Annotated in this window: 24 protein-coding genes; 8 read left to right on the top strand and 16 right to left on the bottom strand. The window is 43.7% G+C overall.

From position 1 onward, the window contains the following. Positions 1–24: 24 nt before the first annotated feature. Positions 25–1887, bottom strand: a complete 1863-nt coding sequence (locus DP119_RS10970; protein WP_112233214.1) for a DUF2075 domain-containing protein — start codon at positions 1885–1887, stop codon at positions 25–27. A gap of 328 nt (positions 1888–2215) precedes the next feature. On the opposite strand from DP119_RS10970, the gene DP119_RS10975 reads away from it, so the two are divergent. After that, the gene (locus tag DP119_RS10975; protein WP_205853874.1) at positions 2216–3709 is read left to right on the top strand and encodes an SNIPE associated domain-containing protein; all 1494 of its coding nucleotides are present in this window, start codon (positions 2216–2218) and stop codon (positions 3707–3709) included. 124 nt (positions 3710–3833) lie between these two features. On the opposite strand, the gene DP119_RS15860 is transcribed toward DP119_RS10975, so the two are convergent. Then, positions 3834–3986, bottom strand: coding sequence for a hypothetical protein (locus DP119_RS15860; protein WP_167399221.1), 153 nt, complete (start codon positions 3984–3986; stop codon positions 3834–3836). Between the two features lie 214 nt (positions 3987–4200). Here DP119_RS15860 and DP119_RS10980 point away from each other — a divergent pair, with 214 nt between their 5' ends. Continuing rightward, positions 4201–4467, top strand: a complete 267-nt coding sequence (locus tag DP119_RS10980; RefSeq protein WP_112233215.1) for a hypothetical protein — start codon at positions 4201–4203, stop codon at positions 4465–4467. Between the two features lie 21 nt (positions 4468–4488). On the opposite strand, the gene DP119_RS10985 is transcribed toward DP119_RS10980, so the two are convergent. Genes DP119_RS10985 through DP119_RS10995 form a run of 3 tightly spaced genes read right to left on the bottom strand, consistent with a single transcriptional unit; the run spans position 4489 to position 5149 of the window. Next, on the bottom strand, positions 4489–4716 hold the full coding sequence (locus tag DP119_RS10985; RefSeq protein WP_146747871.1) for a SoxR reducing system RseC family protein: 228 nt from the start codon (positions 4714–4716) through the stop codon (positions 4489–4491). A gap of 11 nt (positions 4717–4727) precedes the next feature. After that, positions 4728–4934 carry a hypothetical protein gene (locus DP119_RS10990; RefSeq protein ID WP_112233217.1) on the bottom strand — a complete coding sequence of 69 codons (207 nt, stop codon included), beginning with the start codon at positions 4932–4934 and terminating at the stop codon, positions 4728–4730. 5 nt (positions 4935–4939) lie between these two features. After that, on the bottom strand, positions 4940–5149 hold the full coding sequence (locus DP119_RS10995; protein ID WP_146747872.1) for a hypothetical protein: 210 nt from the start codon (positions 5147–5149) through the stop codon (positions 4940–4942). A gap of 177 nt (positions 5150–5326) precedes the next feature. Between DP119_RS10995 and DP119_RS11000 the strand changes: the two genes are divergently transcribed. Then, complete coding sequence (locus DP119_RS11000; protein WP_112233219.1) at positions 5327–5617, top strand: hypothetical protein; 291 nt, start codon at positions 5327–5329, stop codon at positions 5615–5617. A gap of 75 nt (positions 5618–5692) precedes the next feature. Here the strand turns inward: DP119_RS11000 and DP119_RS11005 are convergent, their stop codons facing one another. The 9 genes from DP119_RS11005 to DP119_RS11045 all read right to left on the bottom strand — a co-directional run bounded on the left by DP119_RS11005 (position 5693) and on the right by DP119_RS11045 (position 16659). Beyond that, a complete protein-coding gene (locus DP119_RS11005; RefSeq protein ID WP_146747873.1) occupies positions 5693–5872 on the bottom strand; it encodes a hypothetical protein in 180 nt (59 codons plus the stop codon). A gap of 22 nt (positions 5873–5894) precedes the next feature. Then, entirely contained in the window at positions 5895–6608 is a 714-nt protein-coding gene (locus DP119_RS11010; RefSeq protein WP_112233221.1) for a flavodoxin family protein, read from the bottom strand. Positions 6609–6623: 15 nt separating this feature from the next. Continuing rightward, entirely contained in the window at positions 6624–7343 is a 720-nt protein-coding gene (locus tag DP119_RS11015; protein ID WP_112233222.1) for a hypothetical protein, read from the bottom strand. After that, positions 7340–8167: an ABC transporter ATP-binding protein gene (locus DP119_RS11020; protein WP_167399222.1), complete on the bottom strand. Its 828-nt coding sequence runs from the start codon at positions 8165–8167 to the stop codon at positions 7340–7342. The genes DP119_RS11015 and DP119_RS11020 overlap by 4 nt, the downstream gene beginning before the upstream one ends. 29 nt (positions 8168–8196) lie before the next feature. Then, positions 8197–11007: a type 2 lanthipeptide synthetase LanM gene (gene lanM, locus DP119_RS11025; RefSeq protein ID WP_167399223.1), complete on the bottom strand. Its 2811-nt coding sequence runs from the start codon at positions 11005–11007 to the stop codon at positions 8197–8199. Between the two features lie 77 nt (positions 11008–11084). After that, positions 11085–11264, bottom strand: a complete 180-nt coding sequence (locus tag DP119_RS11030; protein WP_112233225.1) for a class II lanthipeptide, LchA2/BrtA2 family — start codon at positions 11262–11264, stop codon at positions 11085–11087. Between the two features lie 22 nt (positions 11265–11286). Further along, positions 11287–14253, bottom strand: a complete 2967-nt coding sequence (gene lanM / locus DP119_RS11035) for a type 2 lanthipeptide synthetase LanM (protein WP_167399224.1) — start codon at positions 14251–14253, stop codon at positions 11287–11289. A gap of 4 nt (positions 14254–14257) precedes the next feature. Next, complete coding sequence (locus DP119_RS11040) at positions 14258–16390, bottom strand: peptidase domain-containing ABC transporter (RefSeq protein WP_112233227.1); 2133 nt, start codon at positions 16388–16390, stop codon at positions 14258–14260. A gap of 92 nt (positions 16391–16482) precedes the next feature. Beyond that, the gene (locus DP119_RS11045; RefSeq protein ID WP_112233228.1) at positions 16483–16659 is read right to left on the bottom strand and encodes a plantaricin C family lantibiotic; all 177 of its coding nucleotides are present in this window, start codon (positions 16657–16659) and stop codon (positions 16483–16485) included. 393 nt (positions 16660–17052) lie between these two features. On the opposite strand from DP119_RS11045, the gene DP119_RS11050 reads away from it, so the two are divergent. From DP119_RS11050 to DP119_RS11065, 4 genes are read left to right on the top strand one after another with little or no spacing between them, the layout of a single operon-like run. Next, positions 17053–17616 carry an accessory gene regulator ArgB-like protein gene (locus DP119_RS11050; RefSeq protein ID WP_112233229.1) on the top strand — a complete coding sequence of 188 codons (564 nt, stop codon included), beginning with the start codon at positions 17053–17055 and terminating at the stop codon, positions 17614–17616. Then, positions 17613–17777: a cyclic lactone autoinducer peptide gene (locus DP119_RS11055; RefSeq protein ID WP_112233230.1), complete on the top strand. Its 165-nt coding sequence runs from the start codon at positions 17613–17615 to the stop codon at positions 17775–17777. Before DP119_RS11050 ends, DP119_RS11055 begins: the two co-directional genes overlap by 4 nt. Then, positions 17774–19096 carry a sensor histidine kinase gene (locus DP119_RS11060; protein WP_112233231.1) on the top strand — a complete coding sequence of 441 codons (1323 nt, stop codon included), beginning with the start codon at positions 17774–17776 and terminating at the stop codon, positions 19094–19096. Before DP119_RS11055 ends, DP119_RS11060 begins: the two co-directional genes overlap by 4 nt. After that, positions 19093–19851, top strand: a complete 759-nt coding sequence (locus DP119_RS11065) for a LytR/AlgR family response regulator transcription factor (protein ID WP_112233232.1) — start codon at positions 19093–19095, stop codon at positions 19849–19851. Before DP119_RS11060 ends, DP119_RS11065 begins: the two co-directional genes overlap by 4 nt. A gap of 46 nt (positions 19852–19897) precedes the next feature. On the opposite strand, the gene DP119_RS11070 is transcribed toward DP119_RS11065, so the two are convergent. Both DP119_RS11070 and DP119_RS11075 read right to left on the bottom strand, forming a co-directional pair. Beyond that, positions 19898–22483, bottom strand: a complete 2586-nt coding sequence (locus tag DP119_RS11070) for an ABC transporter permease (protein WP_112233233.1) — start codon at positions 22481–22483, stop codon at positions 19898–19900. Then, a complete protein-coding gene (locus DP119_RS11075; protein ID WP_112233234.1) occupies positions 22480–23163 on the bottom strand; it encodes an ABC transporter ATP-binding protein in 684 nt (227 codons plus the stop codon). The genes DP119_RS11070 and DP119_RS11075 overlap by 4 nt, the downstream gene beginning before the upstream one ends. A 686-nt stretch (positions 23164–23849) precedes the next feature. On the opposite strand from DP119_RS11075, the gene DP119_RS11080 reads away from it, so the two are divergent. Further along, positions 23850–24080 (top strand): hypothetical protein, encoded by a 231-nt coding sequence (locus tag DP119_RS11080; protein WP_112233235.1) that lies wholly within the window; start codon positions 23850–23852, stop codon positions 24078–24080. Positions 24081–24157 lie beyond the last annotated feature (77 nt).

Consider the following 24157-nt stretch of genomic DNA (forward strand, 5'->3'; position numbering starts at 1 on the left):
ATTATTCCTCCCAGTTTTTAGTCTCTATTCCTCAATAATGTTTTTGTTAGTCTTTATTTGATTAGATAGCTCATCATTTAAAAAATAAACATAACAACCCTTCATTCCTCGAGTCATCAATGTCTTATACGTATTCCTCACCAACTGATCAAGCGGATCGACCGCATATTTCCCCTTCGGCTTCGCGGGTCTTGCCCCTTTGTCTTTAAAGTTCTCCCGCTTTACTTCTAGCGACTGCGTTTCCGGATTATAGGTCAAATCGTTGCCGATAATGACACCGACATATTCCATCTCCAGACCTTGCACGGTATGGATGCAGCCGATCTGTTCGGAGCCTTCTGGATGAATCGCCCAATCAATACGGTTCGGGTCGTTCCATGGCATGGCGAAGTCGTGTGCTTCTATTACAACGTCTTTTGGCAGCTCTCCATTTACCGGATTCTTATTCCAATCCCAGGCGTAGCCGGCAAGCAGCCGGCCGCCTTTTTCTTTGACGACTTTTCCATAAAGTTCCTGCGGGGAATCGACGACTTGGAAGTCGAAGTCTCCGTCGAGCTGGATGTCCTGTTTCTTGTCGTATAGCAAATTATCGAGCCACTCCAAGTAATTACCGGAGCCTGCGCAGCGGAACTGCGAGTCGAGTTCGACGACATGGACATGGGCGTTTTGTTTTTCCGCTTCTTCTTTCAATAGCTCGAAGCGACCGATGTCTTTGTTGGAGATGACTTGTTCGTCGTCGATAAAAAAGACACTGAGCCTGCTGGAACGGATGATTTGGGTCGCCTGGTTTTCACCTTCGATTTTAGGCTTCATATGACCCTGATTTTTCAGGCGATGCGCTTCGTCGCAGACGAGGACGTCGAAGTAATTACTCGGTGTGTCGACATACGCAGCAGATCCTTTGAACAGGCTACGCACTTCCACGAAGCCGCTCCGGCCGATCAGTTTCTTGCGGAGGATTTCCCGGAACGATTGATTCGGCGTGATGTATTCAATCGTCGCTTCCTCGCCCAACAGGAAATTCATCAAGTTCAGTCCGATGACCGACTTTCCGGTCCCTGGCCCGCCTTTAATGAGGATCGTGTGCTTTTGGTCGGTTTCAAGGTCCAGGCTATTGTAGATGGACAGCACTTTCTCGTAGGCGACTTTCTGTTCATCGAGCAGGATGAATTCCTCATTGCCTTCGAACAATGAATTAACGGCTTCGACCAATTTTTTTGACGGTCGGATGCGCCCTTCTTCGATTCTCCGGGCGATCTCATCGCCTTTTCCTTCCGAAACCGCATCGTTAATTCGCTTGCGCAACAACAGATCATCGAACCGGAAATAGACCGGCGACTGTTCGATAAAACTTTGGTAGCGTTCATCGAGCAGAGGCTCCGCTTCACGATTCGGGGTGTAGTTATGCAAATATGCACAAGAACTCAAATTGATTGCTGTGCCTTCATATAAGGACTCGTTGAAGTTCTCGAGATAACGCTTATAGGATAAAGATTGGTAGGACGGGTGTACCGTTTCACGATCGCGCCCGCCGAGATACGTTTTGACGATGCCGTCGCCTTCTGCCAGCTGGGATTTCTGCCATTGCTTCAACTCCACAATGACTGCGTTTTGTTTACCGGACTTGTCTTCACCGGTAATGAGGAAATCTATGCGCTTTTCGGTTGATGGCAGTTTGTATTCAAGCAACACGTGCGTGCCGTCTTTCAGATCGGCATCCCGCAGGATTTTTGCCATCTCCGGCAGGGAATTGGTCCACGAACGGATCTCGCTCGGTGAAACAGAATGGTTCATCTTCTCCTGCACCCGCTCCAAGAGAACGGATTCGATGCGATTCTCTCGTACGTGGTTCATGAATTGGGAAGAACTTTCGTTATAGATAATCATACGGCTGTCTCCTATCTTCTCTAGTTGTAAAATCCTATTTCTCACTTAATCTCAGTTTAGCATTATTTAACTATTATGAGGATTCTTTTCGCAATATTACTACAATTATTGACAGATTATTAGCTTAGAATCATAAATAGACAAATTAATAGATGGAACAGAATAGTTTTCACAGTAATAGATACTTTATTTCATCTAATTTCATAATATATCTTTTTTAATTTCCATTTAATTCACAAATAAATGCTTTTTCAATAGTTTTAACAGGTATAATGTCCTTAACAGTTGTTTTAATTAGGAATTAGACTAAGCACTAGGGGGTTTTTCAGTGCAGACAAAATGGTATCATTCTATTTGGTTTATCGGTTTACTATTCTCGCAATGGTATCTGATACTACCGTTGATTGCAGCAATTGTCTTAATGAAACAAAGGCAGAAGGAGGAAGCGAAGCATCATCAGCAATGGGCTGACAGCGGCTTTGGAGATTTACTCATACTGAATGAGCGTAAGGAGTCCATTGAAAAAGAAATTCAACGTCTTACAAACGAAAAAGAACACGAACTCTCTACTTTGGAAAAGAAGAAAGAGTCCTTATTGGAAAAACTGAAAGTCGCGGATGAATTAGGGTCTATACAGAATGCAATCTCCTTGGAAAACAAGAAAACCGAAAAGTTAGCTGAAGACAAAATCCAATTGGAACAGCAGATCGAATCATTGCAAAAAATGGTTCAAGATAAGAAGGAGGAAATTATCGTATTTGATGACGAAATCCTTTACCAGGAGTTTGGGTTCTATTCACCAAAATACAACTTTGAAAACTCACAGGTGTACAAAGCTCAGTTGGATCAAATTCGCGCTCGACAGAAGCAATTGGCGAAAGAAAAACGTGCCACAGTACACTTCGATGGCTGGGAGTTGAACGGCAGTAAAGCTGAAGGACGAAAGATGAATAATGATAATATCAAAATGACGCTCTATTCCTTTAATACAGATTGTGACAACGCCATTTCAAAAGCTAAGTTCAATAATATTGAATCAATCGAAAAAAGAATCCGTAATTCTTTTGCTAAACTCAATAAAATGAATGCCAAGAACCGGATTGAAATTACAGGAGAATACTTGGACCTTAAATTGACAGAGCTATACTTGGCATATGAGTATGAACAGATGAAAGAGGAAGAACGTGAAGAGCAACGCAGAATTAAAGAAGAAATGCGCGAAGAACAAAAAGCTCTGAAAGAAATTGAAGCATTGAAAAAGAAAATCGAAAAAGAAGAAAAACATTTCATGCAAGAAATCAACTCATTGAAGTTGCGACTCGACTCAACTTCCGATGATGAAAAAGCTGCCATTCAACATAAAATTCTGGAACTTGAAGCGAAACTGGCACTTGTAGAAAAAGATAAAGAAGATGTCCTGAACCGCGAACAGAACACTAGAGCCGGATATGTCTATATCATCTCCAATATTGGTTCTTTCGGAGAAGACGTTTATAAAATCGGTATGACCCGTCGTCTCGAACCAATGGACCGGGTAAAAGAATTGGGAGATGCTTCCGTGCCCTTCACCTTCGATGTACATGCGATGATTTTCTCTGAAGATGCACCAACTTTAGAAAATGCCCTTCACAAAGCATTCCACCAAAGACGATTAAACAAGGTAAATGAACGCAAGGAATTCTTCCGCGTAACTCTCGATGAAATCGCTGACGTAGTGACCAACAATCACAATAAAGTGGTTGAGTTCACGAAACTTGCAGAAGCTGAGCATTACCGGGAGACACTTATGCTTGAAAAGAATTTAGAAAAAGTGGCGAATTGATCTTAACAAGAAAAAGGCCTGCGCAATTGCAGGCCTTTTTCTTATACTTCATCTACTTCATCCAATACATCGGAATATGTGGTCTTACTGGACGATTTTGGATTGAAGATCTAGTTAACACTGATTAATCTTCTTCCTCTTCACCATCATCCGTATCCGTCATCGTATCATCGGCGCCGTCGTTTTCTTCGAGTGGTTCTGTTTCCGGTTCGCTGTCGCCTGAACATGCGGACAATGCCAATCCGCTTGCGAAGATAATTGCTGCGAATTTTTTCATTTCAACCATTCCTCTCTAGTAAGGATTTTGAGGTTTATTCCTCCGTGCTAACTATCCGGGCCATTTGCGGTCATTCACCAAGCTGTTGCTAGTTGCCAAATAAATGGGTGTTACTCCCTGCCTACCCGCCTATCGCAAGCACATAACATATTCAGCCGAAATTCCAGTAACTTTTGTTGGCTCAATTCCGTCTATCTGCCAAAGGGGTGAAGCCATGAAGCGCTTGAGTCTGCTCGTATTGTTCTTAAGCTCTCTATTATTCGGCTGCATGCAAGAACCGCAGATTAGTGAATCCGAAGCCATCGCAATTATTGAAGAGCTTCACACCAATTCATTTGGAACAGCCGAAGTGATTTCCATCGACTATGGCTGGGGGCGCTATGAAGTGGAGTGGGAAAACGAAGGGAATTGCGAATGGGGCATCGATCATGTCGACGGTGAGGACGGCCAGGTGGAAATGAAACAAGCGTCGATCTGTTAGCGATCGGCGCTTGTGGGTGGATCATTCTTTGTCTTTCGCCCTCCGCTTCTTCAGCCAAACAATCAGCAAAAAGTACAAAGCGAAAGCGATGATGGCGACTGGAACCATCCACAGCAAGTATTCAAAATAGGAGATGCCGCTTCTTCGATAGACCGCTGTCCCGATCCAGGTGGCGAGAAAGACTAAAGGGAAAAATATCAGCGGGTCTTTCTCCTTTGAAATGATTGGTTCTGTAAGATGTTTCTTCATCTCCAGCCAACTCATATGCGTTCACCTGCCCGCTGCTGTTTCTTGCGGCGCTTGTTCTGAACGATTGGGCGCAGCACACCAGCTATAATGAATCCGGCAATCAAGGAGCCGAAAAAGAAGACCCATCCCGGTTCGCCACCGAATATGTAACTCGTCAAAAACGCGATGGCCGCGTATGCCACTGCCCATGAAATGGCCTTTACTGCATAGTTAGTCATTTCAGTTATCCTCCAAGCTGTTTTGTGTCTTCTGCTTTTCTAGCCGCTTCTTCTCCATACGCGGTAAAATGAATACAACAAGAAGAAATCCAGCAATGATGGAACTGATGACCAGATTCCAAACAGGTTTTCCTTCTATGATGTAACCCATAATAAAGGCGACTACGCCATAAGTAGGTATCACCAATAAAGCATTTTTTCAATCGGTTATTCATTTTTTCTCCTCCTAGCTCTACTCCCCTGTTACCCTAAGGGAATACCTGGAAACCTTTCTCATAGAGCTAGAGGGATTTCCAATCAAGACTTTAAGAATTGGGAATTTGTGTTAAAATGAGGCCAACTAAACAGAATCTCACCTTAGATTGGCATCCACTAAAAGGAGGCTATCCGACATGGAATTCGCCGCAGCCAGTGGCATTTTGCTCGTCTCGCTGCTTCTCGCTTTTCAGCTCGGTAAAGATTATTCCCGCAAAGGAAAATACATCATTTGGGGCATCACGACGATTTTCGTCATTTGCCCATTGTTTTCCTGGCTCGTCAGCATGGGCTATGCTTGGTATGAACAAAATGGTTGGGCTGCAGTGGCGATGCTCGCAATCCTGTACCCCAGCACGTTTATCATTGGCTTGGTATTATTGCTGATTGGGATTTTCAGCAAGAAAGACGCCGTTCGCAGAATTTGATTCTCTACACAAAAAAACACGCTCAGCCAACCGGCGGAGCGTGTTTTTTCATGTTTTATCCAATCCCCTTATTTGTCATGAGTGATTGGACGACTTTTTTCCTTTCTTCTTCTCGTTGCCCAAAGTCAGAAAAGTGATGCCGATACAGAAAAAGGCAATCGCCAGGGCTGGCGGCTCTTCCAATGTTCCGTTTGAAAAATTATTCATTAAGTAAATGGCTGCGAGTATACTAAAAGCAATTCCGATGATTTTCATAAGCTCATTCCTTTCTTTGCTTTTATAACGCATCGAGCGGCTGCTTTTTCCGGAAATGATCTTCCAATGTGTTGTCCTGGAACATCCCCTGTTCTTTCCAGTACTTGTATTCGTAATGATCGGCCGGGTACTGGCGGATAATTTCTTTCAGGCTTTGAAACAAAGCCTCTTGCACCGAATTTGGCCCGTATAAGAGCGGTTTTTCTAAAACGTAGCTTATTTTCTGATGGAGCTCTTCCATCTTCTCGGCCGCCCGCTCGGGTTCGGTCAATAGAAACACGTCTTCGTGCAGGATGGTTGCGCCCATTGCGGTAAAAACTTTCTCCAGATAACTCATTACGAACGGCGCTCCGTTGCTTTCGGCTGTGACGAGAAGAAAGACAGGCGTTACGGCGAGGGCAAAAAGATGGGTCCAGTTGGATATCCGGTCAATCAGATTTTTCAAATCTCCAGGGATGTTATGGGAATACACAGGACTGACAACCACAATCAATTCGCTCGTCAACAAATGGTGCCGAATCGCTGGCATATCATCTTTTAGGCGTGCGTCTTCTTCCACCATCCCCCTGCTGAAAATATCCTTTTGCCCGGAAGGCGGCGCGACCCGGAAGTTCTCGGGAGTTATGCACACCGTCTCATAACGCTCTAAGTCTTCCCGGTGCAGCATCTCCCTGGTGATATCCATGACCCTGGATTGTTCATTCCGGGATGCCGCTATAATCGTTATTTTTTTCATGCCGTCCCTCCTTAATCAATAATCGACTTTCGGGAACTTAAAAACGATAAACAAGCAAACCGCCAGGACAAAACCGACCGAAATCAGCCCTTGCATTAAGCTCATATCCACTGTCGGCACATACATCGGCACCGAATAAAACGGGATCAGCTCCAATGTTTTGTAAACCCATCCCGGCAAGTTCGGAATTTGCATCATAGCCCCGAACATGCTCGGAACAATCAAGTACAGCACCAAAAAGACAATGGCAAGGTTCATGACGTTCTGATAAAACAAAGTGATCAAAAAGAAAACGCTCGTAAAGAAAACAGCGAAGAGCAGGTATTCCCCAATCAATAGCGCAGCGTCTACTGCACCGAATGCCAAGCCGTTCAACGACCAATTGATGGCGAGCAGCCCCACTCCCCCAAGAGCAAAAAGAATGCCCATCGTTCCATTAATGATCAGCCGTGCCAGGAAATAATCGATTCGCCGGCGCGCTGAAGTGAAATAGAAATAATGCGTTTTATAATGCAGGTCGACCAAAATATTTTTCATGCTGATGACGACCAAAAACAGTAACGACAAGGTCGCATACACGCCGATTAAATTTCCGTTGTCGAACGGGCCGCTGTAAAGCGTGATCGACACGATGATCCCGCTTCCAAATATCATGGCTACAATAAGTGAGAGATAAGTGAAAATGCTTTTGAATGTTTTTCCTAATTCAAGCGATAACAAACTACTAAACGTCATGTGCGAACCTCTCCCATCATATTGAAGTAAATGTCTTCCAGGTCCGTCTCTTCAGAAACCACTTGTGAAGCGGAAATGCCGTATTCTTTCAATAATTGATGCAGACGCTTGGATTCTCCTTTGTGGACAGTGAGCAGATTGCCTTCCAGTGCGGCGCTTGGAACGTGTTCAAGCAAAGCCCGTACTTTTTCCACGTCACCTGTCTGCAGGGACCACTTGGCAAGCGGTTGATATTCTTTCTGAATCTCGCCCGATTTAATCAAATACACCCTATCGCACAAAGTTTCCACGTCAGTCAAAATATGGCTCGAGATCAAGATGCCGATATTGTTTTCGACGGCCAGCGCCTTTAAATACTTCAACACCTCATAAACACCGCTCGGGTCCATCCCGTTGGTCGGTTCATCTAAGATAAGATATGCAGGTTCCCCGGTAAGTGCAAGAGCGATTCCGAGCCTCTGCTTCATCCCCATGGAATACTCTTTCACTTTTTTCTTTTGATAGCTCTCCATATTCAATTGCTTCAGCAATTTCTCAATGTTTTCATGAGAGCCGAAAAGTTCGTTAAAGTATTTTAAATTGTAGCGGCCGGATTTGGCCTCGAAATATTTGGGGCTTTCAATCAAAGCGCCGACCGCTTCGTCCCTGACTAAATTTCCGTCATAGTTGACGATCAGGCCGTTGACGATCTTCATTAACGTCGTCTTGCCGGAGCCATTCGGACCGACAAGCCCAACGATTTCCCCTCTTTTGATGGTTAAATCTACGTTTCGAAGCGCAATCTGATCTCCGAAGTTTTTGCTGATTCCTTGAAGTGCGAGCATGGTCATACTCCTCTCTTGGTGGATGTCGTTTACCATCTTAAATTCAATACAGAAGGAAGATCTGGCTGGTGCATTCGCATCAATACATGGTCGATGCCGTAAGTACCCAGCATAAAGTTGTGAATCGGCAAATGGCTGGCAGCTCCTGAACGGTAATGGCCCGCTGCCAAATCGCTGAGGATTCCTTTAGACTGGCGATGGATAAATTGTTCTATATCTTGACTTTTCAGCACACGATTGATTTCGATGAGGATATCCAAATTTCCGTATCGCCCGTGGCATAAGCTATCTCCAAGTTCGGGATCGAAGCCGTCTTTCATTATTTTCTTTACAGCACCCATTAAATCACTTTCAACTGCTGTTGCAAATTCAGTTTCATCGCTGTTTTTTAACGCTGTTAGAATGGACAACCGTGCCAAGGCGATGCCGGGAGCTCCGTGGCACCAATACACAGTATCCTGCAAATAGTGTTCTGTCCGCAAATCTTTCCAGTTCGATGTCGCTTCAACAAAATGTTGATTTTCTTTTAGAATGCACTTCTTTGCTTGATTCAAATATTGCTCTTGGCCAGTCATTTTGTGTAATGCCATGAAAGCCATGGCCACACCTGACAGGCCATGGGCCAATCCGCATAGCTGAGTGGGGTTCTGTTCTTGTCCGGCTTTTAATTTGGCTCCAAACCGAATGGCTGCTTCCCGGAAAACAGGATACTGGTGCTTTTCATAAAGTTGAGCAAACAAATACACAAGTCCGGATAAGCCACTTGTAAAATCGGCTTCTTCAAGCTGATGTTCTGATTTTTTCAATGCTTTGCTCAGCTCAATTAATCTATCGAAGTACACAGTGTCCCCAGTAGCGTTATAGAAGCATTCGAGCACATATAAATATCCGCCCGCTCCGTTGAACACAGATAAGGTTCCATTATCGATCAATGACTGATATGGATATATAGAAAGAACTCCTTCAAGTCCTTTTTTTGCGTAGTCGAGATACTTTTTTTCTTGTGTCATTCGATGGTACATAAGGAAATTTACAAGGAGGCCGAGACTGTCATACAAAGAATAGGAAATCGGAGAAAGCTTTACTTTATTCTCTCCATCCACTTCATGGCACATCCAGGTGCACGGTTCCGCCTTTTGAATCGTTAATTTGAATTGCGAGTCCAGTCGATTCCGGACTATTTCCTTGGCATCATTCACATAAACAGAAGAAAAAACCTGGGAAGAGGTTTGGCTTCTTCTCGGCAATGTCAGCATGGATAAATCGATATAGGCTAGTTGTTTTGCCAAATCCTGCTCAGAAAGGTTCGCCAAGCGTTCGCTGACAATAGAACGCAGGCTTTTTTGAAAATAATTCGGAATTTCAGTATTAACATCGATCACTAAGGAACGGCTATTCCACGGTTGAGTGAAATAAGGAACATCATGCTGTTGTAGAGCTTCAATTTCGACAGTGATTTTTTTCTTTTCTTCTTTTGAAATCGCATGTTTTGGTATTAGTTTATTAAAGATCCGCTTCACTTCCTGGTTGTCTTTCATGTAATGAGGGTGGGTGACGGCATCCAATAATTTGGCATAAAGGCTTGTGGCACGCAGCACTTGCCGCGATGAAATCCTTTTATATAAAGGATTGTCGAGCAACATTTCCAATTTTTCTTGATGTCGCCAAAGAAATTGATAACAAGTTTGAAATCCTGTTTTTAAGCTTTCAAGATAATCATAAGGATTGACTAGTTCTCCTTGAATCATGGCACTCGTCTGCTTTTTTTCGATATAGGAAGGTTTCCGGACCAATTGCATTGTATCTGACTTCGGGTTTTCTATAATAAATGATTTCCAGTGCACCGATACTTCTGTTTCATTATTGATGGCAGATAAATCAATATCAAATGGCGAAAATTTGTAATTTGCCGGCAAGATAAATACTCCCATTACCGACTCATTGATTTCATTACAAAACTCCAAAAAGAGCGTATCAGCCTCTTCTTGTTCTGCATCTTTTTTATTGGCAACAATTGTTTCCAGATCCAAAATGAACGGGGTTTCCCGGTTCATCATAATATTTTCATAGTGGATATCATCTGTTTTCAATAAATAAAAGATTGCCAGCTGAATCCCTAAATTGCGGTAATACTGTTCCGCTTCTTGCGTATTCCGATAGCTTTCGGGCTTTATCTGTTCCTGCCAGCCATGCGTATCACGGGAAATGGTCTGGATTGTTTTCATGCTGACACCCATTTCGCTGCAGATAAATTCCAATAAATCTTTTAAGAACAAATCGTTGAATAGATGATGCGGCTTATAGACCAGTATGCCTCCATCCGTTTCCACCAGAGCCACATTTTTTCCTTTATTATGAGAATCCCCCAAGCTAAAGTGAATATCCTTGACGAAAGAAATTCTTGGAGTGAATTCATTTGCGATTTCTTCAAGGTCCTCAGCAAAATGCTGTAAAAGTTCCTGTATATTGATCAGATAGAATTGAATGCGCTGATTCAATATTGTTAAGAGATGCGGATATTCTGTTTCCATCTCCACCATAAATAGGGGGGATTTGCACAGCTCTGAAAATTGGGCATAGTAATAATCAGCCGTCTCGGAAATTTGTGGTTTGTCCTGTTTGAAAAGATGGAATTTTGTCAGCAAGGTGCGAAAAGCAATTTTATTTAAATCAGCACAAATGGCCTGCTGCATTTTCAACCGAATTTTCTCCGGATTCTGGAGTACCGCGTGATGTTCTGAAAGAATTTCTTCGAACTTGGATTGATGTTCGTTCAACAAAGCTTCATAGAAGCCATTGAAATTTACTGTTTCGACTTCGGATGTCATCGCTTGAACCAATGATTTCATCTCCCCGCTAAAATTGGAAAGAGGAGGTGTAGATTCTCCCCTCCCCCTTTTTTATAAACAGTTCCGGATTAACAAGATTTCGAGCAAGCTGATGTCGGGCACGGGCTTGTGACCGTTACCGCTGTTACAGCGCTGATTGCAGAAATGATAGCTGGAGTGCCTCCGCCGTTGATGGCTGCCATATCTTGATCCAATTCTTCTTCAGAAATAAGACCAGTTACTTTTTCAAGCTCCTTCATTTTTTCCATTTTTTCACCTCCTTTCAATGTATTAAGTGAACATCAAAACTTCTGTGGGTTTACTGTCGTGAGCAACCCGGTTCAATAGGAACAAGCCGGCTCCCGAAATTCCTGCCATCACTCCTAATACATAAGAATGGGCTAACTTGCTGTTTAGGACGTTGGATAATTGAGTGTCATACAATGTCTGTACAGTGGCGTCCACTTGCCGTTCAAGTGCCTTATCCCCAAAACTTTCAGCGTAGGCATACATGATTTCGAGATTTCCGATATCGCCATGACAATACGTGAGTGTATTGCCGAAGCTATTATTCTTTATATGCTCAACGGACTGTTTGAGCCATTGCTCCGGTACGGGGAAGCCCACTTCTTTGCAGATTGTGTAAGCCATCAATATTCCAGGCGTTCCATGACAGAAGCCGTAACTAACATCTTGCTGCTCAAGCGAGTTGAACCAGGCACCCTTTTCAGTCGATTTGAATTTCTTCATTGTTTCGAAACACTTATAAACAGCTTTTTCATATGCTGGATCTTGGAACTGCTGAGACAGCAACGCGAAACTGGACATAAGACTGGCTAAACCGTGCGCAAATCCTGAAAGCGGCATATCCTCCGGTTCGTTTTTCAGTAGCTGATTACCCAGTAAGTCCAAAACATCCATCAGCGATGAACGCTGTTCTCCTGAAAATTCCCTCGCTAGTTGGAAAAGCATGTGGATCGTGCCAGTCAAACCATAAATATAATCGGGATCGGTTATATCTTCTGCTATCACTTTTTCCTTCAGCCAGCTTAGTTTTTCAAATCCTAAAAGAACCCAGTCATCTTTTTTCAAGTATTCCCCGCACTTGAAAACTCCGTAGAGATACGCGCTAAAACCGACAAAAGCGCCTACGCCAAGAGGCTTCGTATCCACCTCTTCTATTTTTTCCAAATACTCGACAATTACCAGCATGGATTTTTCTGCTGCTTGACGATATTTCTCTTCTCCCGTCACGGAGTAAAGATAGGCAAGGAAAATGCCGATTCCGCTGCTGCCGTTATAGACATCCGTTTCAATAAGTCCCGGAACCCAAGCTTCTTCTTTTTGCTTTAAGTTGATGGTCGGCCCTATCCAATAACCATGCGCATCTTCGGCAACCATTTTTCGAACCAGAAAATCCCCGATTTCTTTTGCCGTTTTTAAATATGCATGATCACTTTGCACAGCCCCTCCCTCGCCTATTGCGAATGTCAGGCCTGTCCGGTCTTGACTGCTTTTCCGTTTATTCATGAACGTGATATCAACGAGTCTTTTCTGTTCCATTAAATCTTCGTCGGATAATTTTATGATTTTGTCGAGGCTCGCTTGTATCGGCGGTGCTTCAAGCACATTGGAAATCATTTGCCCATTTGAATTCATAATATGGACAGATGACGTATTCGCTTGAAAATACGGAACATCCATCCGATGCAGATCCGCATATTCAGAATTCAGAAAAGCTCTATCCTGCGGCGTGTGATGAATGCCCACTCGATGAAACAATAGATCCTTCAAGTATTTGTCGTTCATAAATAGAGGATATGTATGCATAGTTAGTAATTTGGAATAAAACATGGTAGACCTGTGAATATATCGAATGGTCTGGCCAGAAAAGAATTTTTCCACTACCTTGCTTATTTCATCTTTATGTACCATGAAATGTCGGTAGAGAGACTCAAACCCTTCCCAAATCAGCTCTCTATAATTTACGGATTCAACCACTTTTCCGTCCATGAATGGATTATTTTGTTTTTCATCAACTTTTGGATATACAAGCTGATAACTCATTTGGTCTGTAAATGCATCTTTTATTTTGGCCGAACGATATGAAGCAGTCTGGCCATTATTTTTGGCAATGCCTCCGATATCCATCAGCTGCCGGCTGCCGATTTCTGTAGAAAGCAAGGAAATGCCTTGCACCGAAGCTTCCAATTGGCGATACAGTGTTCTCAAACTTGCATCTAAATTGTTGTATTTTCCTGCGAGCTGAGGCGCAAATAGGGATTCAAGGTCAATAAAGACCGGTTCAGCCCCGTTAGCAATCACGTTTTCAAAGTGCATATCGTTCCCATTTAAAAGGTAAAAATTAGCTAAGTGATAGCCCACCTTGCGATAAAAGCCATCCAGTTCTTCTTCTTTCTCACAAGGTTTATGTTCAATAAATTCCATAAATCCGAAGTCCTGAAAAGTAACGATTTCCACTTCCTTGAAATCCAGGCCTACTTCCTTATTCAAATAAGCAAGAAATTCCTGATAGCTGGCATCGATTGCTAGACTTCTTGGTTTATAAACGAGTGTCAGCTCTTCGAAATAAAGTAAACTGACTGTTTTCCCATTCTGGTGAGTATCTCCTTTGCCTACAGAGATTTTCTGCAGCGTTAAAGTTTTTTTCGAAAAGCGGGATTTCAGAATGCCTAAATTCTCATGGCAATGATCCAAAACCAAGCGGATATAAGCGATGCTCCGTTCCATTTCTTTTTGAAGCGACTCTGCAAACACTGGATGATTCATCAAGTACTCATTAACGAACTTTTCATCACTCAATAAAACCTCGTTAAAATAATGGAACCGCTCCTTTTCATCGCGCCCTTGCAACGAAGTGGATTTCATCAATTGGATCAGCGATCTGTAAGATAAACTCCAAAGCTTTTCGATCACTTGACTGAATACTTCTTCGGCAAACTCGACTTTGTTTTCAATAAAGGGATAACGCTCAAGAAGCATATGGAATTCTTTGAATGCTTCTGACACCAGGAAACGATAGAAATTTGCAAAAGGCATGCTTGGATTCAGTCTAATAGAGGCAATGCTGTCTGCAGTAAAATGATAAAAGGCAACTGTTGTCTGCTGTTCTTCTTTGTTTTCTGCCAAAAGCTCTTCTGCCCGCTTGCCCGACACTGCTTTTACAAGTTCTGCGAAACGGGAATCGTCATTCTTCAGTTCAGGAAAAAACATATCTGCCATCTCGTTCGTTTTCATGACCTCATCCTTTCGCATAATAAAGCTCCTGGTACACTCTGTTTTCGGCAATCAACTCATCATGCGTTCCCATTCCAGCTATTTGGCCTTGATTCATTACGATGATTTGATCTGCGTCTATTATCGTCTGTAACCGGTGGGCGACAACGACAGTTGTGCATTTCATTTCTTTTAGATATGCAGAAATGATTCGTTCATTATGGTTATCAAGTGAACTGGTCGCTTCGTCTAGAATCAAAAATTCAGGATTGCGGACTAATGCCCTCGCAAGCATGATCCGCTGGCGCTGGCCGCCTGAGATGTTCAACCCCATATCACTGACAACGGTTTCGTAGCCCATTGGCATGTTTAATATTTCGTCATGAATATTCGCCATCCGAGCGGCTTTTTCTACATCCTTCACCGTAAAATCATCTAAACCCATGGTGATGTTCTGCAAGATGGATTTATTGAAAAGTAAAATATCTTGTGGAACAATTCCGATTTTTTGTTGGATGGACCGATTGTTTATTTTCATATCTGTTCTTCCGTTAATTAGGATTTCTCCCGAGGTGTTTGTATAGAGCCCAGTCAGCAGTTTAGCCAGGGTGCTTTTTCCAGATCCCGATTTTCCCACTACACCAATTTTTTCGCCTTTTTGGATAGTGAAAGAAGCCTTCATGAGACTTGGTTCACTATAGTCTGAATAGCGAAATGCGACATCACGAAACTCAATTGATTCGATTGAATCGATTTGACTTAACCCTTCATCTTCTCTGATTTCAGTTTTTGCAAGTGTGATATCTAGTATCCTTTTCAAATAGGAATCCGCCATAATCAATTGCGTGTAAGAAGAGAAGAGCGAATTGACTTGGGAAAACAATGTTGCAGAAATCGTCTGGATGGCGATTACTTCCCCCAATGTCAGCTCGCCTTCTATAAAAAGATAGAACCCGTAGGCCATGATTATTAACGGTGAGGCCATTTGGAAGGACGATGATATGGAGGTAATGACATTTTGTATAGTGGAGCGTCGATAAAATGAATCTACCGCTTTATCGAATGCGGATTCCCATTGGTTGAAAAAAAGCTTTTCCAAACTGCTCATCTTCACAAAAATCATGGAGTATAAAGTTTCAGTCATAACGGATTGCGTTTTACTTTGCTGAAGAAGTTCATTGTCCACTGCATCGGTTACTTTATTTTTTGTTGCAAACAGGAAAAAGCAATTTAATACAGTCAGGCATACTACCAATAATCCCATTGTCAACGAATTGTAAAACAAGTAAATCGCGATGGATAAAGCGGTTCCTGCAGTGACAATACCTGGAATGATGCTGTTAGAAATCAATTCCCTAACGGCTAAAATACTGTTCAGGCGATAAAGCAAATCGCCGGGCGAACGTACGTCAAAAAATTCATAAGACAAATCCAGCATATGAGAGAAAACACTTTTGGTCATGGATCTGCTCAAAAAAACATTCAATAGATTCAGCAGCATTCCCCTAAACAAATTAATAATAAGAAACCCACTACTGATAGCCAAAGCTGCAATTAAAAATAATAGAATACCGTTTTCCCGACCGCCCAAGGTAAAACTATCGATGAACCGTTGAGTCAAAATCGGTACCATCAATTGAAGAAGCATGGCTAGAAAAGTAAATAGAATAATGCCTATGCACAATGCTGTTTTGTTTTTTAAATTCCCAAGCAATTGAATCCACGGGTTCTTATGAGCACTTTCAACTTCTGTAAAGTCATCAGTTGGTTTAGCATCCAACACATAACCTGAGAAGCTGCCGAAGAATTCATCTTTCTTCAGTTTTTTACGCCCAAGTCCCGGATCCAGCACTTCAAAGGAATTTTTATATACACGGTCAACTACTACAAAATGATTATGGTTCCACAATGCAATAAATGGTGTCGTCAAGTAAGGGATGCCTTCTTGGCTTGCTTTATAGATTTTTGCATCCATCTTTTCCTTTTGAAGAAACTTCTTTAAATTGGATAGGCTTAATCCGTCTCTTCCGATCGTAAATTCATTGCGCAATTCATAAATGGTTTTCTTATGGTTATAGCTGTTCAAGACCATCGCAGCACAACATAAGCCGCATTCTGCTTGTTGCACTTGCATGATCAACGGTGTTTTCGTCTTCATACTATCCCCTCAGCCTTTACTCCCTGTCTTTTAAAATAAATGGAAAGAAGTAAGACAGGCCTATCTTACTTCTTTATAAATAGGACTGTTGATCAACGGCAATTATTGACGCACTCAACTGTGTACGTGCAAAGCTTGCCGTCATTTCCGATAAAATGGCTCACTGCGATGCAAGTGCTTGTAGAGATCGTGTTCCATGTATTGAATCCTGCCATTTCCTGATGTTCTTCAATCTCCACCAAGATATTTTTCATATCGTTGTTCTTCATCTATTCTCACCCCACTTTCTTGTTTTGCAACACACGCCAATTATTTGTTTCGGGGCTGTGTATGCAATTTCAATTTTATTGTAATCGTATTTTTTCTAAAAATTTCATTTTTGTCGTAAGCTCTATCATTTTCGTCATGAACGTATAAAATCAATCTAAATTTCTATTTACTGGAACAAAAGAGGGGAATTTCATCGATTCAATGTTCCATTCTCTCAGTTTCTTAGCATGTTAAGTCCCTACGCTTACTATCACCACCAATGCGTTGAATGAAAATCTACCGAAAAACACTTCAAAAAAATACGTTTATGAAGCATTTGATGACGTTTAAGACAATTAAGGAATAAAGTTACATATAATTGGTAATATGGATGTGAAAGGAGGCGCTTCTAATTGCATTTAATTGAATCCGTATTAATCAAATCCTTAGTCCGTCCGGATCATAGCGAAGTAGATAAAATAAAAATTCGCTTCGGAGTTCAAACGATTTTATCGAATGGAATGAAATTGTTAATGGTGTATGCAACAGCCATCCTGTTAGGATGTTTGATTCCTACTTTGATCACTCATGCCGGATTTTTCATTCTCCGACAAGTTTCATTGGGGTATCATTTCAAAACAGAATGGAGTTGCATTTTATGGAGTATTTTTGCTTTTCCGGTTTTGGCTCTAGTACTTGAAAGAATTTCTCTTCCTTCAGAGTCTATTTGGGCCGCCGCTTTTGCTGCACTTCTTTTTATAGCACTTGCAGGTCCAGCAGGGACAAAAAAGAATCCTATCCAAAACAAGTATCATTACCAGTATCTTCAAAAGAAGTTATTGATTCGTTTATTGATTGTTGTAGGAGCGCTGGTACTTTCTTCCAACGATATAAGGCAGTTTCTTGTACTTGGAATTGTCGTCCAAGGTGTGGCTTTAGGAATACAATTATTGAAAAGAGAGGAAGGATTCAGATGAAATGGATGTTGAATATTAAAGAGGGCTTATTGAACAAAATCGCAAGTTCCGTCATACTTGTTGCTACATACGCTTCCATTGGCAGCTGTTCATTTCTGTTTTATGAAGTGGAAGTTCCTCGTGAACTCCAGGTAAAACAGCCGTTCATGCGTGATGAGTGACGGAAAGAGAGGTTTTTCTGATTGATAATTCACTCCTATTAGCAATCATTGAATTCTGCGCCATTTTCTTTGCTTTGTTTTACACATTGAATATTTCTTTATCTGTCAGGAAAATCTTGGCCAGCTTTCTGCTGGTAGCTTTCCCGACAGTCTTTTTGTATTTCTTTGCCGATGAGTGGGTTGGCCTGGTATCACTGGGAATTTTAACCGCTGCGCTGTTTTACTGGTTTTCCAAAACGCTGCGGGTGGTGCTAGATTTGTGCATTGTGGTACTGGCGGGCATTTTGTCCGATCATATCAGCCAATTAACTGAATCCGTCCTTTATCTCAGGAACCCTTTGGTGCAAGAACTTTTTCATACCGGGATGTTCATCCTCTTGTTCGCTTTGTTTATTCTGGGCTATCAGCGATTGATTATGCGCTTCGCTGAAAGTTTTCATTTTAATGTGCTCAGTCAACTAATCGTCCTGGCTATCACAAGCTTGACGGTACTTGCTTTTTACTTAAATTTGTTTTTCCCTGCCAATTTAGAAGATAATGAATTGGTGAAGATGAACCTTCTGATTCAATCGAGTTACTTTATCCTCATGCTCATGTTGTTTTTGTTTTTGCTTCGGGGCGTACGTAAGGAAAACCGCGTCAAGCGCAGAGTGATTGAACAAGAACAATTCTCGCAGTATATGCAGGCGCTTGAGCAAATCAACAACGATATGCAGAAATTCCGCCATGATTACACTAATATTCTGCTGACGATGCGCGGCTATTTAAACCAGGATGACCTCGATGGTTTGAAAACATATTTTGATAAGCATATCGTAAAAACCGAACGGAACACTCTCGAGAAAACGAGTGTGTTCAACCAGCTCGAAAATATCCAGCTGATCGAACTAAAAGGTTTGCTCGCCACCAAAGTCCTTGTCGCCTATGAGCAGAATATTCCATTGACCGTGGAAGCGCCCGAAAAAATCCACGATATCAAAATGGACATCATTATGCTCACGCGTGTGGTCGGGATCCTGATGGATAATGCTATTGAAGCTTCTCTGTCTGTACAAAATCCGCGCATCAATCTGGCGCTGCTGAAAAAAGACGATGGTTCTATTTTGTTTATCCTGGAAAATCGGATCGAAGCAGAGTACGTGAACATTAAAAGATTATTTGATGCAGATTATTCCACTAAAGGCGAAGGCCGTGGAACGGGTCTTTCCACTGTCCGAACATTGATCAACCGGCATCCGCACATCAAAATGAATACCGTGATTGAAAATCATTTTTTCACCCATCACCTCGAAATCGGTTCACAAGGAGGCCCTTCATGAAAGTCATCATCTGTGAAGACGAACAGAACCAGCGCCATTTTCTCCAGACCACCATTATGAACTATGCGGCTTTTTATGAAACGAGCATCGAAATCGTGCTGTCGGCTTCCCAGCCTGAGGAAGTGGTGACGTATTTGTCGAATCATCGGGCAGACTGCTATTTCCTAGATATTGAATTCGGCACTACGATGAACGGTATAGATTTAGCCAGCCATATCCGCCAGCAGGATCCGCTGGCGACTATCATTTTCATCACGACCCATGCCGACAAACTGAAGCTAACCTTCACCTATAAGCTTGCGGCTTTAGATTTCATTATCAAAGACGTGCCCGGCGAGCTAACAGAGCAAGTCCGAAATGCGTTAAAAGCTGCATTCGCCAAGTACAGGCAATTGGGCCAAACCGATGCGACCAAATACTTTCAGGTCCATATCGGGGAACGCATCAAAAATATCAAGCTTGACGATATTTACTATTTAGAGACTTCTCCGCAGCCCCATAAAATCGAACTACACGAGAAAAATGGCTATTATGAATTTTACGGCAAGATGAAAGACTTCGAAAAACTGGGCGAAGATTTTTTCCGTTGCCATAAAAGCTACATCGTCAATCTTCGTCATGTAAAAGATATCAATAAAAAAGAACGCACACTGACCATCGCAAACGATGCGGTCTGCCCTGTCTCTTTCCGCATGATGCGGGAACTTCAAATCCGCATCGCAAAGCTTGCCCAGCTGAGCCAGGGCTCTTCATGAAATACATAGAAAAACGCGCTCCGCCAAAAGGCAGAGCGCGTTTTCGTTATGCATTTTCCTGTTTCAAGCTTTCAATGATGTTGTCGTTCTTGATTTTCGCGATTGAGTACAGCATCGCTGCACCGACAATCAGGAAAATGACGACGATGACAAAGGCGATACTGCCCCACGGCACGATGAATCCGTAATCGAAGGTCTGGCCGAGTGCGAAATGCATCGCAAACATCGCGGCGAAACTGATCGGCAAGCCGTATGCGAGGGCTTTGACGCCGTAGAACAGGCTTTCGTAGCGAATCATTTTATTGAAGCCTTTCGGGGTCATGCCGACCGAGCGCAGCATGGCGAATTCCCGTTTTCTAAGTTGAACACTCGTCGAGATGGTGTTGAAGATGTTCGCGATGGAAATGAGCGAGATCAAGGTGATGAATCCGTACGTGAACACTTGCATGAGTAAGACGAGTTGTTCTTGCTGCTGGCGCCGCTGGAAGACGTTCGAGATGTCGATGCCCGCTTCGTTGATTTCCAGAATCTCGGCTTCTGTTTTCATCGGGTCGCTCGATGCAAGCGTGATGGACGGATAGGTGTCGCCAGCGATAAAGCCGAGTTCATCAAGAGCATCCATTGGCACGATCAAATCCAAATTACCTAGATAGGAAGCGGACACACCCGCTGGCGTTTCGTCTGTCAGCGCGGCGATTTCGACATTGGCGAGCACTTCCGGTTCGATTTCCTCACCCATTTCATCGATGGAACTGCCAAGAAGTTCTAAACTCTCGCCTTGCTCCACTTTGACAGTCTCCGTTTCTTTCAACGTGCCGGACATGCCGTCTTGGTAGACTACTTTGTCGATAAGGATGGCACGCGGCGTTTCCTGTCCGAAATCGGCTGGATCGACGCCGATTTGTTCTGCGTATTGCTCGAAGTTTTCACTGTCCATGGCATAGACCGACACGTAATATCGGTAGCGGTCGTCGACGAGCTCCGTTTCGCCCCGTTCAATTTCTTCAAGCAAGGCTTCCGGCAATCGGTCTTGCGAGATATGCGCTTCGCCTCCTGCCTGGCGCATCAAGCCGGCCTCCGTGACATCCGGAAGGTTTGCGTATTGTGCGAGGCTGTCTTCGTTCAGTTCACCGCCATACAATTGGATATCGTATCGCAGCTCGCTTTGCGTCATTTCAAGCGATGTTTTCAAGTTATTGGTGAAATACGTCACCGACAAGAACAAGACAATCGAAATGACCAGTGAGAACACCGTAGCCAAATAACGTTTGCGGTTGCGCTTCAAGTTTTTCAAGCCGATTTCCGCTTCCAAGCCAAACAGCTTGCGCACCCATTTCGAGGTCTTCACGGCTTTCCCCGTCAGTTTGATGTCTTGCGTTTGGCGGATGGCGTCGATCGCCGAGATCTTCGACGCTTTTTGCGCCGGAATGTACGTTGAAATCAAAATCGTCAGTGCCGAGACGCCGATTGCGACGACAAGCATCATCGGCGTGACAACGACTTCGAGCTCTTGCTCGACATTGAGCGCGCCTTGCAAGAAGGTGTTTACGAACTGGAAGGTCACCCAAATGCCGCCAAGCCCCGCAAGTATGCCAAACGGAATGCTGATGGCGCCGATGATGGCCCCTTCGAAAAATACCGAGTTGCGTTTCTGGCGTTTCGTCGCCCCGACGCTTGCGAGCATGCCGAGATGGCGTGCGCGTTCGGAGACGCTGATGGCGAACGCGTTGTAGATAAGGGCCACGGAGCCGATGACAACGATGCCCATCATGATGCCGGCGAGCGAGAACAAGGTCGACCGCAAATTATCGTTTTGCGTCGCGCCGTATAAGCGCAGAAGATCCGAGTTGAAGTCAACCGACGGAATGCCTTGTGCTTCGGCAAACGCTTTGGCATCATCGAATAAATCATTGTTGATTTTTGAAGCGACAACGTAACCGTCAAACGTGTCATCCACTGCGGCCGTGTTGGTGTCAGTAAATCCGACGACGCTCACGACCGGCAGCCAAGACACTTCCCAGCCCGGCTGCTCGATGATGCCGACGATGTCGAAGGTTTGCTCTTCTACATTAACCAGTTCTTCATTAAACGTATCGCCTTCACCGAATTGCATGGCATCGAACTCTGACAGCTTGCGGTTTTCCAAGCTGTGCATGCGTTCGCCTATGCCAGCGGTCAAAGTGTCGCCGACTTGGTACGTTTCGTCGGAATTAGTGTTTAAAGTTTCCGAGATAACGACTTCATTGGCGTTTTCAGGCAAGCGCCCTTCTGTGAGCGCAAGCGGGAAATGATCCATGCCTTGTGCTTCGAAGTTGCGAAAATAAAGATAACGTTTGTTTTCCGTTTTGGCGCTGTCGAATGCGGCAAAGCCATCGCTCGTGACAATAAGCTGTTCGGTGTTGTCGTCTTTAGCAACCGCTTCGAGCTGTTCGACATTTGCGTCTTGATACTGCACATGCCATTCGCCGTTTTCTTCGATGTCCCCGCGAATCAACAGATCGAGAAACGACACGCCGAGCGTTGCGACGGCGGTGATCATGGCGACGGAAATGATGGCGCCGATAATGGTTACAAGCGAGCGCCGTTTGTTTTCCTTCAAGTGGCGGACGGTGACTTTATTGACGATGTTCATGAGCGGATGACCTCGTCTTTGGCGATCTTGCCGTCTTCGATCGAAATGACGCGGTCGGCTTGCAAAGCGATGCGCTCATCGTGCGTGATGACAATCAAAGTCTGCTTGAAGGTTTTATTGAACATCTTCAGGAGCTCCATAATTTCTTCGCTGTTTTTGCTATCCAAGTTTCCGGTCGGTTCGTCCGCGAGCATGATCGCCGGGTTGCTGACGAGCGCGCGGCCGATTGACACGCGCTGCTGCTGGCCGCCGGATAATTGGTTCGGTAGATGGTTAAGGCGTTGGTCGAGCCCGAGCGACTCGGAGATCTTGCGGAATTGGTGTTTGTCGACGCGCTGTTCGTCGAGCAGCATCGGCAAGGTGATGTTTTCTTCGACCGTCAAGATTGGGATTAAGTTGTAGAATTGATAGATCAAGCCGATTTGGCGGCGGCGGAAAATCGCGAGCTGCGTTTCGTCGAGTTGATAGATGTCCGTGCCGTCGATTGAGACCTTGCCGCTAGACGGTCGGTCGACGCCGCCGAGCAGGTGAAGCAAAGTCGATTTGCCGGAACCCGATGGCCCGATGATGCAGATGAATTCGCCTTTGTTGACGCTAAACGACACATCGTCGAGTGCGGTGACTGCCATTTCATCCTTGCCGTATACTTTTGATAAGTTTTTTACTTCCATGATTGTCATGAGTGTACCCTCCGTTTGGTTACTGTTTATTAATTAAGTTGGATTTTCACCACATTCGCAAAACTACTCCAAAACCCTGTGCTCTACTCTCCCCATGGTCGAGCATCGCAGAAAACCGCTTGCTCCCACATTTACTGCGTAAATGCGTCGCAAATGAATTAGCTCAGCTCCCCTTCGCTAATTCATTTCCTGCGGGCGAGCGCCAAGCCGCTTCGTCGCTGCGCTGAAAACCACCTGCTCAACTCTCACTTTGTTCGAGCTTCGCAAACGAATGTGTTCAGCGTTGCTTCGCACATTCGCTTGCAGGGTCTCGGCTGTCTCGTCGCTTAAAAGAGCACTGCTCCCTTGGGAGTCTCCGCAGTTTTGCTTCATTCTTTATCGACTTAAAAAGAAAAATAATACAACTCACCAAAACTTAATGAGATAGTCTGTGAGGATTTCAACTCTTTATCGTCTTACATAACCTTAGTATAGAGAGGGTTAATGACTGCCCGGTGACTTTCAAGTGACAGTTTAGTCACTTAAGGAAATGGAATGGAGATTTGTTCTGCTTCTCCTAAAAGTGGAAGGCAATTTCCAGGTATTGATTTCATGTTACAATTTAATTATCAAAACTCCTATTTAGCTCAGTTTGTTTGCACAGGTGTAGAGTGAAACAAATCACCAAAACAGAGGAGGAATAAAACGTGGATTTCTTATTGTGGTTCATGGTCGGTTTCATCCTTATCGGATTGCTTGTATTCCTTTTGATGAAAAAACGAATGGAGACGAAACTCGCGCATGTTAAAGCACACCCGGACAGCGAGGAAGCTTCAAGAGATACCAAGCACATGGTTTGGTGGGTATGGAGCGTTACTGCTTGGGGCGTTGTCAGTTTGGCACTGGTCGTCTGGTGGTTTAATAGCACCTCCGGATGACTATTAATTTTAATTAAAAAGTTGAGCAGAAATTCCACGGATGCGGAGTTTCTGTTTTTTCATTCCACGAAAAAAAG

This window comes from Planococcus maitriensis (assembly GCF_003289925.1).
Taxonomy (GTDB): Bacteria; Bacillota; Bacilli; order Bacillales_A; family Planococcaceae; genus Planococcus; species Planococcus maitriensis.

Bases quoted from the DNA above. Each gene is read 5' to 3' on its own strand.
- DP119_RS10970 (WP_112233214.1), bottom strand. From the start codon at position 1,887: ATGATTATCTATAACGAAAGTTCTTCCCAATTCATGAACCACGTACGA.
- DP119_RS15860 (WP_167399221.1), bottom strand. From the start codon at position 3,986: ATGAAAAAATTCGCAGCAATTATCTTCGCAAGCGGATTGGCATTGTCC.
- DP119_RS10980 (WP_112233215.1), top strand. From the start codon at position 4,201: ATGAAGCGCTTGAGTCTGCTCGTATTGTTCTTAAGCTCTCTATTATTC.
- DP119_RS10985 (WP_146747871.1), bottom strand. From the start codon at position 4,716: ATGAAGAAACATCTTACAGAACCAATCATTTCAAAGGAGAAAGACCCG.
- DP119_RS10990 (WP_112233217.1), bottom strand. From the start codon at position 4,934: ATGACTAACTATGCAGTAAAGGCCATTTCATGGGCAGTGGCATACGCG.
- DP119_RS10995 (WP_146747872.1), bottom strand. From the start codon at position 5,149: ATGAATAACCGATTGAAAAAATGCTTTATTGGTGATACCTACTTATGG.
- DP119_RS11000 (WP_112233219.1), top strand. From the start codon at position 5,327: ATGGAATTCGCCGCAGCCAGTGGCATTTTGCTCGTCTCGCTGCTTCTC.
- DP119_RS11005 (WP_146747873.1), bottom strand. From the start codon at position 5,872: ATGAAAATCATCGGAATTGCTTTTAGTATACTCGCAGCCATTTACTTA.
- DP119_RS11010 (WP_112233221.1), bottom strand. From the start codon at position 6,608: ATGAAAAAAATAACGATTATAGCGGCATCCCGGAATGAACAATCCAGG.
- DP119_RS11015 (WP_112233222.1), bottom strand. From the start codon at position 7,343: ATGACGTTTAGTAGTTTGTTATCGCTTGAATTAGGAAAAACATTCAAA.
- DP119_RS11020 (WP_167399222.1), bottom strand. From the start codon at position 8,167: ATGCTCGCACTTCAAGGAATCAGCAAAAACTTCGGAGATCAGATTGCG.
- DP119_RS11030 (WP_112233225.1), bottom strand. From the start codon at position 11,264: ATGGAAAAAATGAAGGAGCTTGAAAAAGTAACTGGTCTTATTTCTGAA.
- lanM (WP_167399224.1), bottom strand. From the start codon at position 14,253: ATGAAAACGAACGAGATGGCAGATATGTTTTTTCCTGAACTGAAGAAT.
- DP119_RS11040 (WP_112233227.1), bottom strand. From the start codon at position 16,390: ATGAAGACGAAAACACCGTTGATCATGCAAGTGCAACAAGCAGAATGC.
- DP119_RS11045 (WP_112233228.1), bottom strand. From the start codon at position 16,659: ATGAAGAACAACGATATGAAAAATATCTTGGTGGAGATTGAAGAACAT.
- DP119_RS11055 (WP_112233230.1), top strand. From the start codon at position 17,613: ATGAAATGGATGTTGAATATTAAAGAGGGCTTATTGAACAAAATCGCA.
- DP119_RS11065 (WP_112233232.1), top strand. From the start codon at position 19,093: ATGAAAGTCATCATCTGTGAAGACGAACAGAACCAGCGCCATTTTCTC.
- DP119_RS11070 (WP_112233233.1), bottom strand. From the start codon at position 22,483: ATGAACATCGTCAATAAAGTCACCGTCCGCCACTTGAAGGAAAACAAA.
- DP119_RS11075 (WP_112233234.1), bottom strand. From the start codon at position 23,163: ATGACAATCATGGAAGTAAAAAACTTATCAAAAGTATACGGCAAGGAT.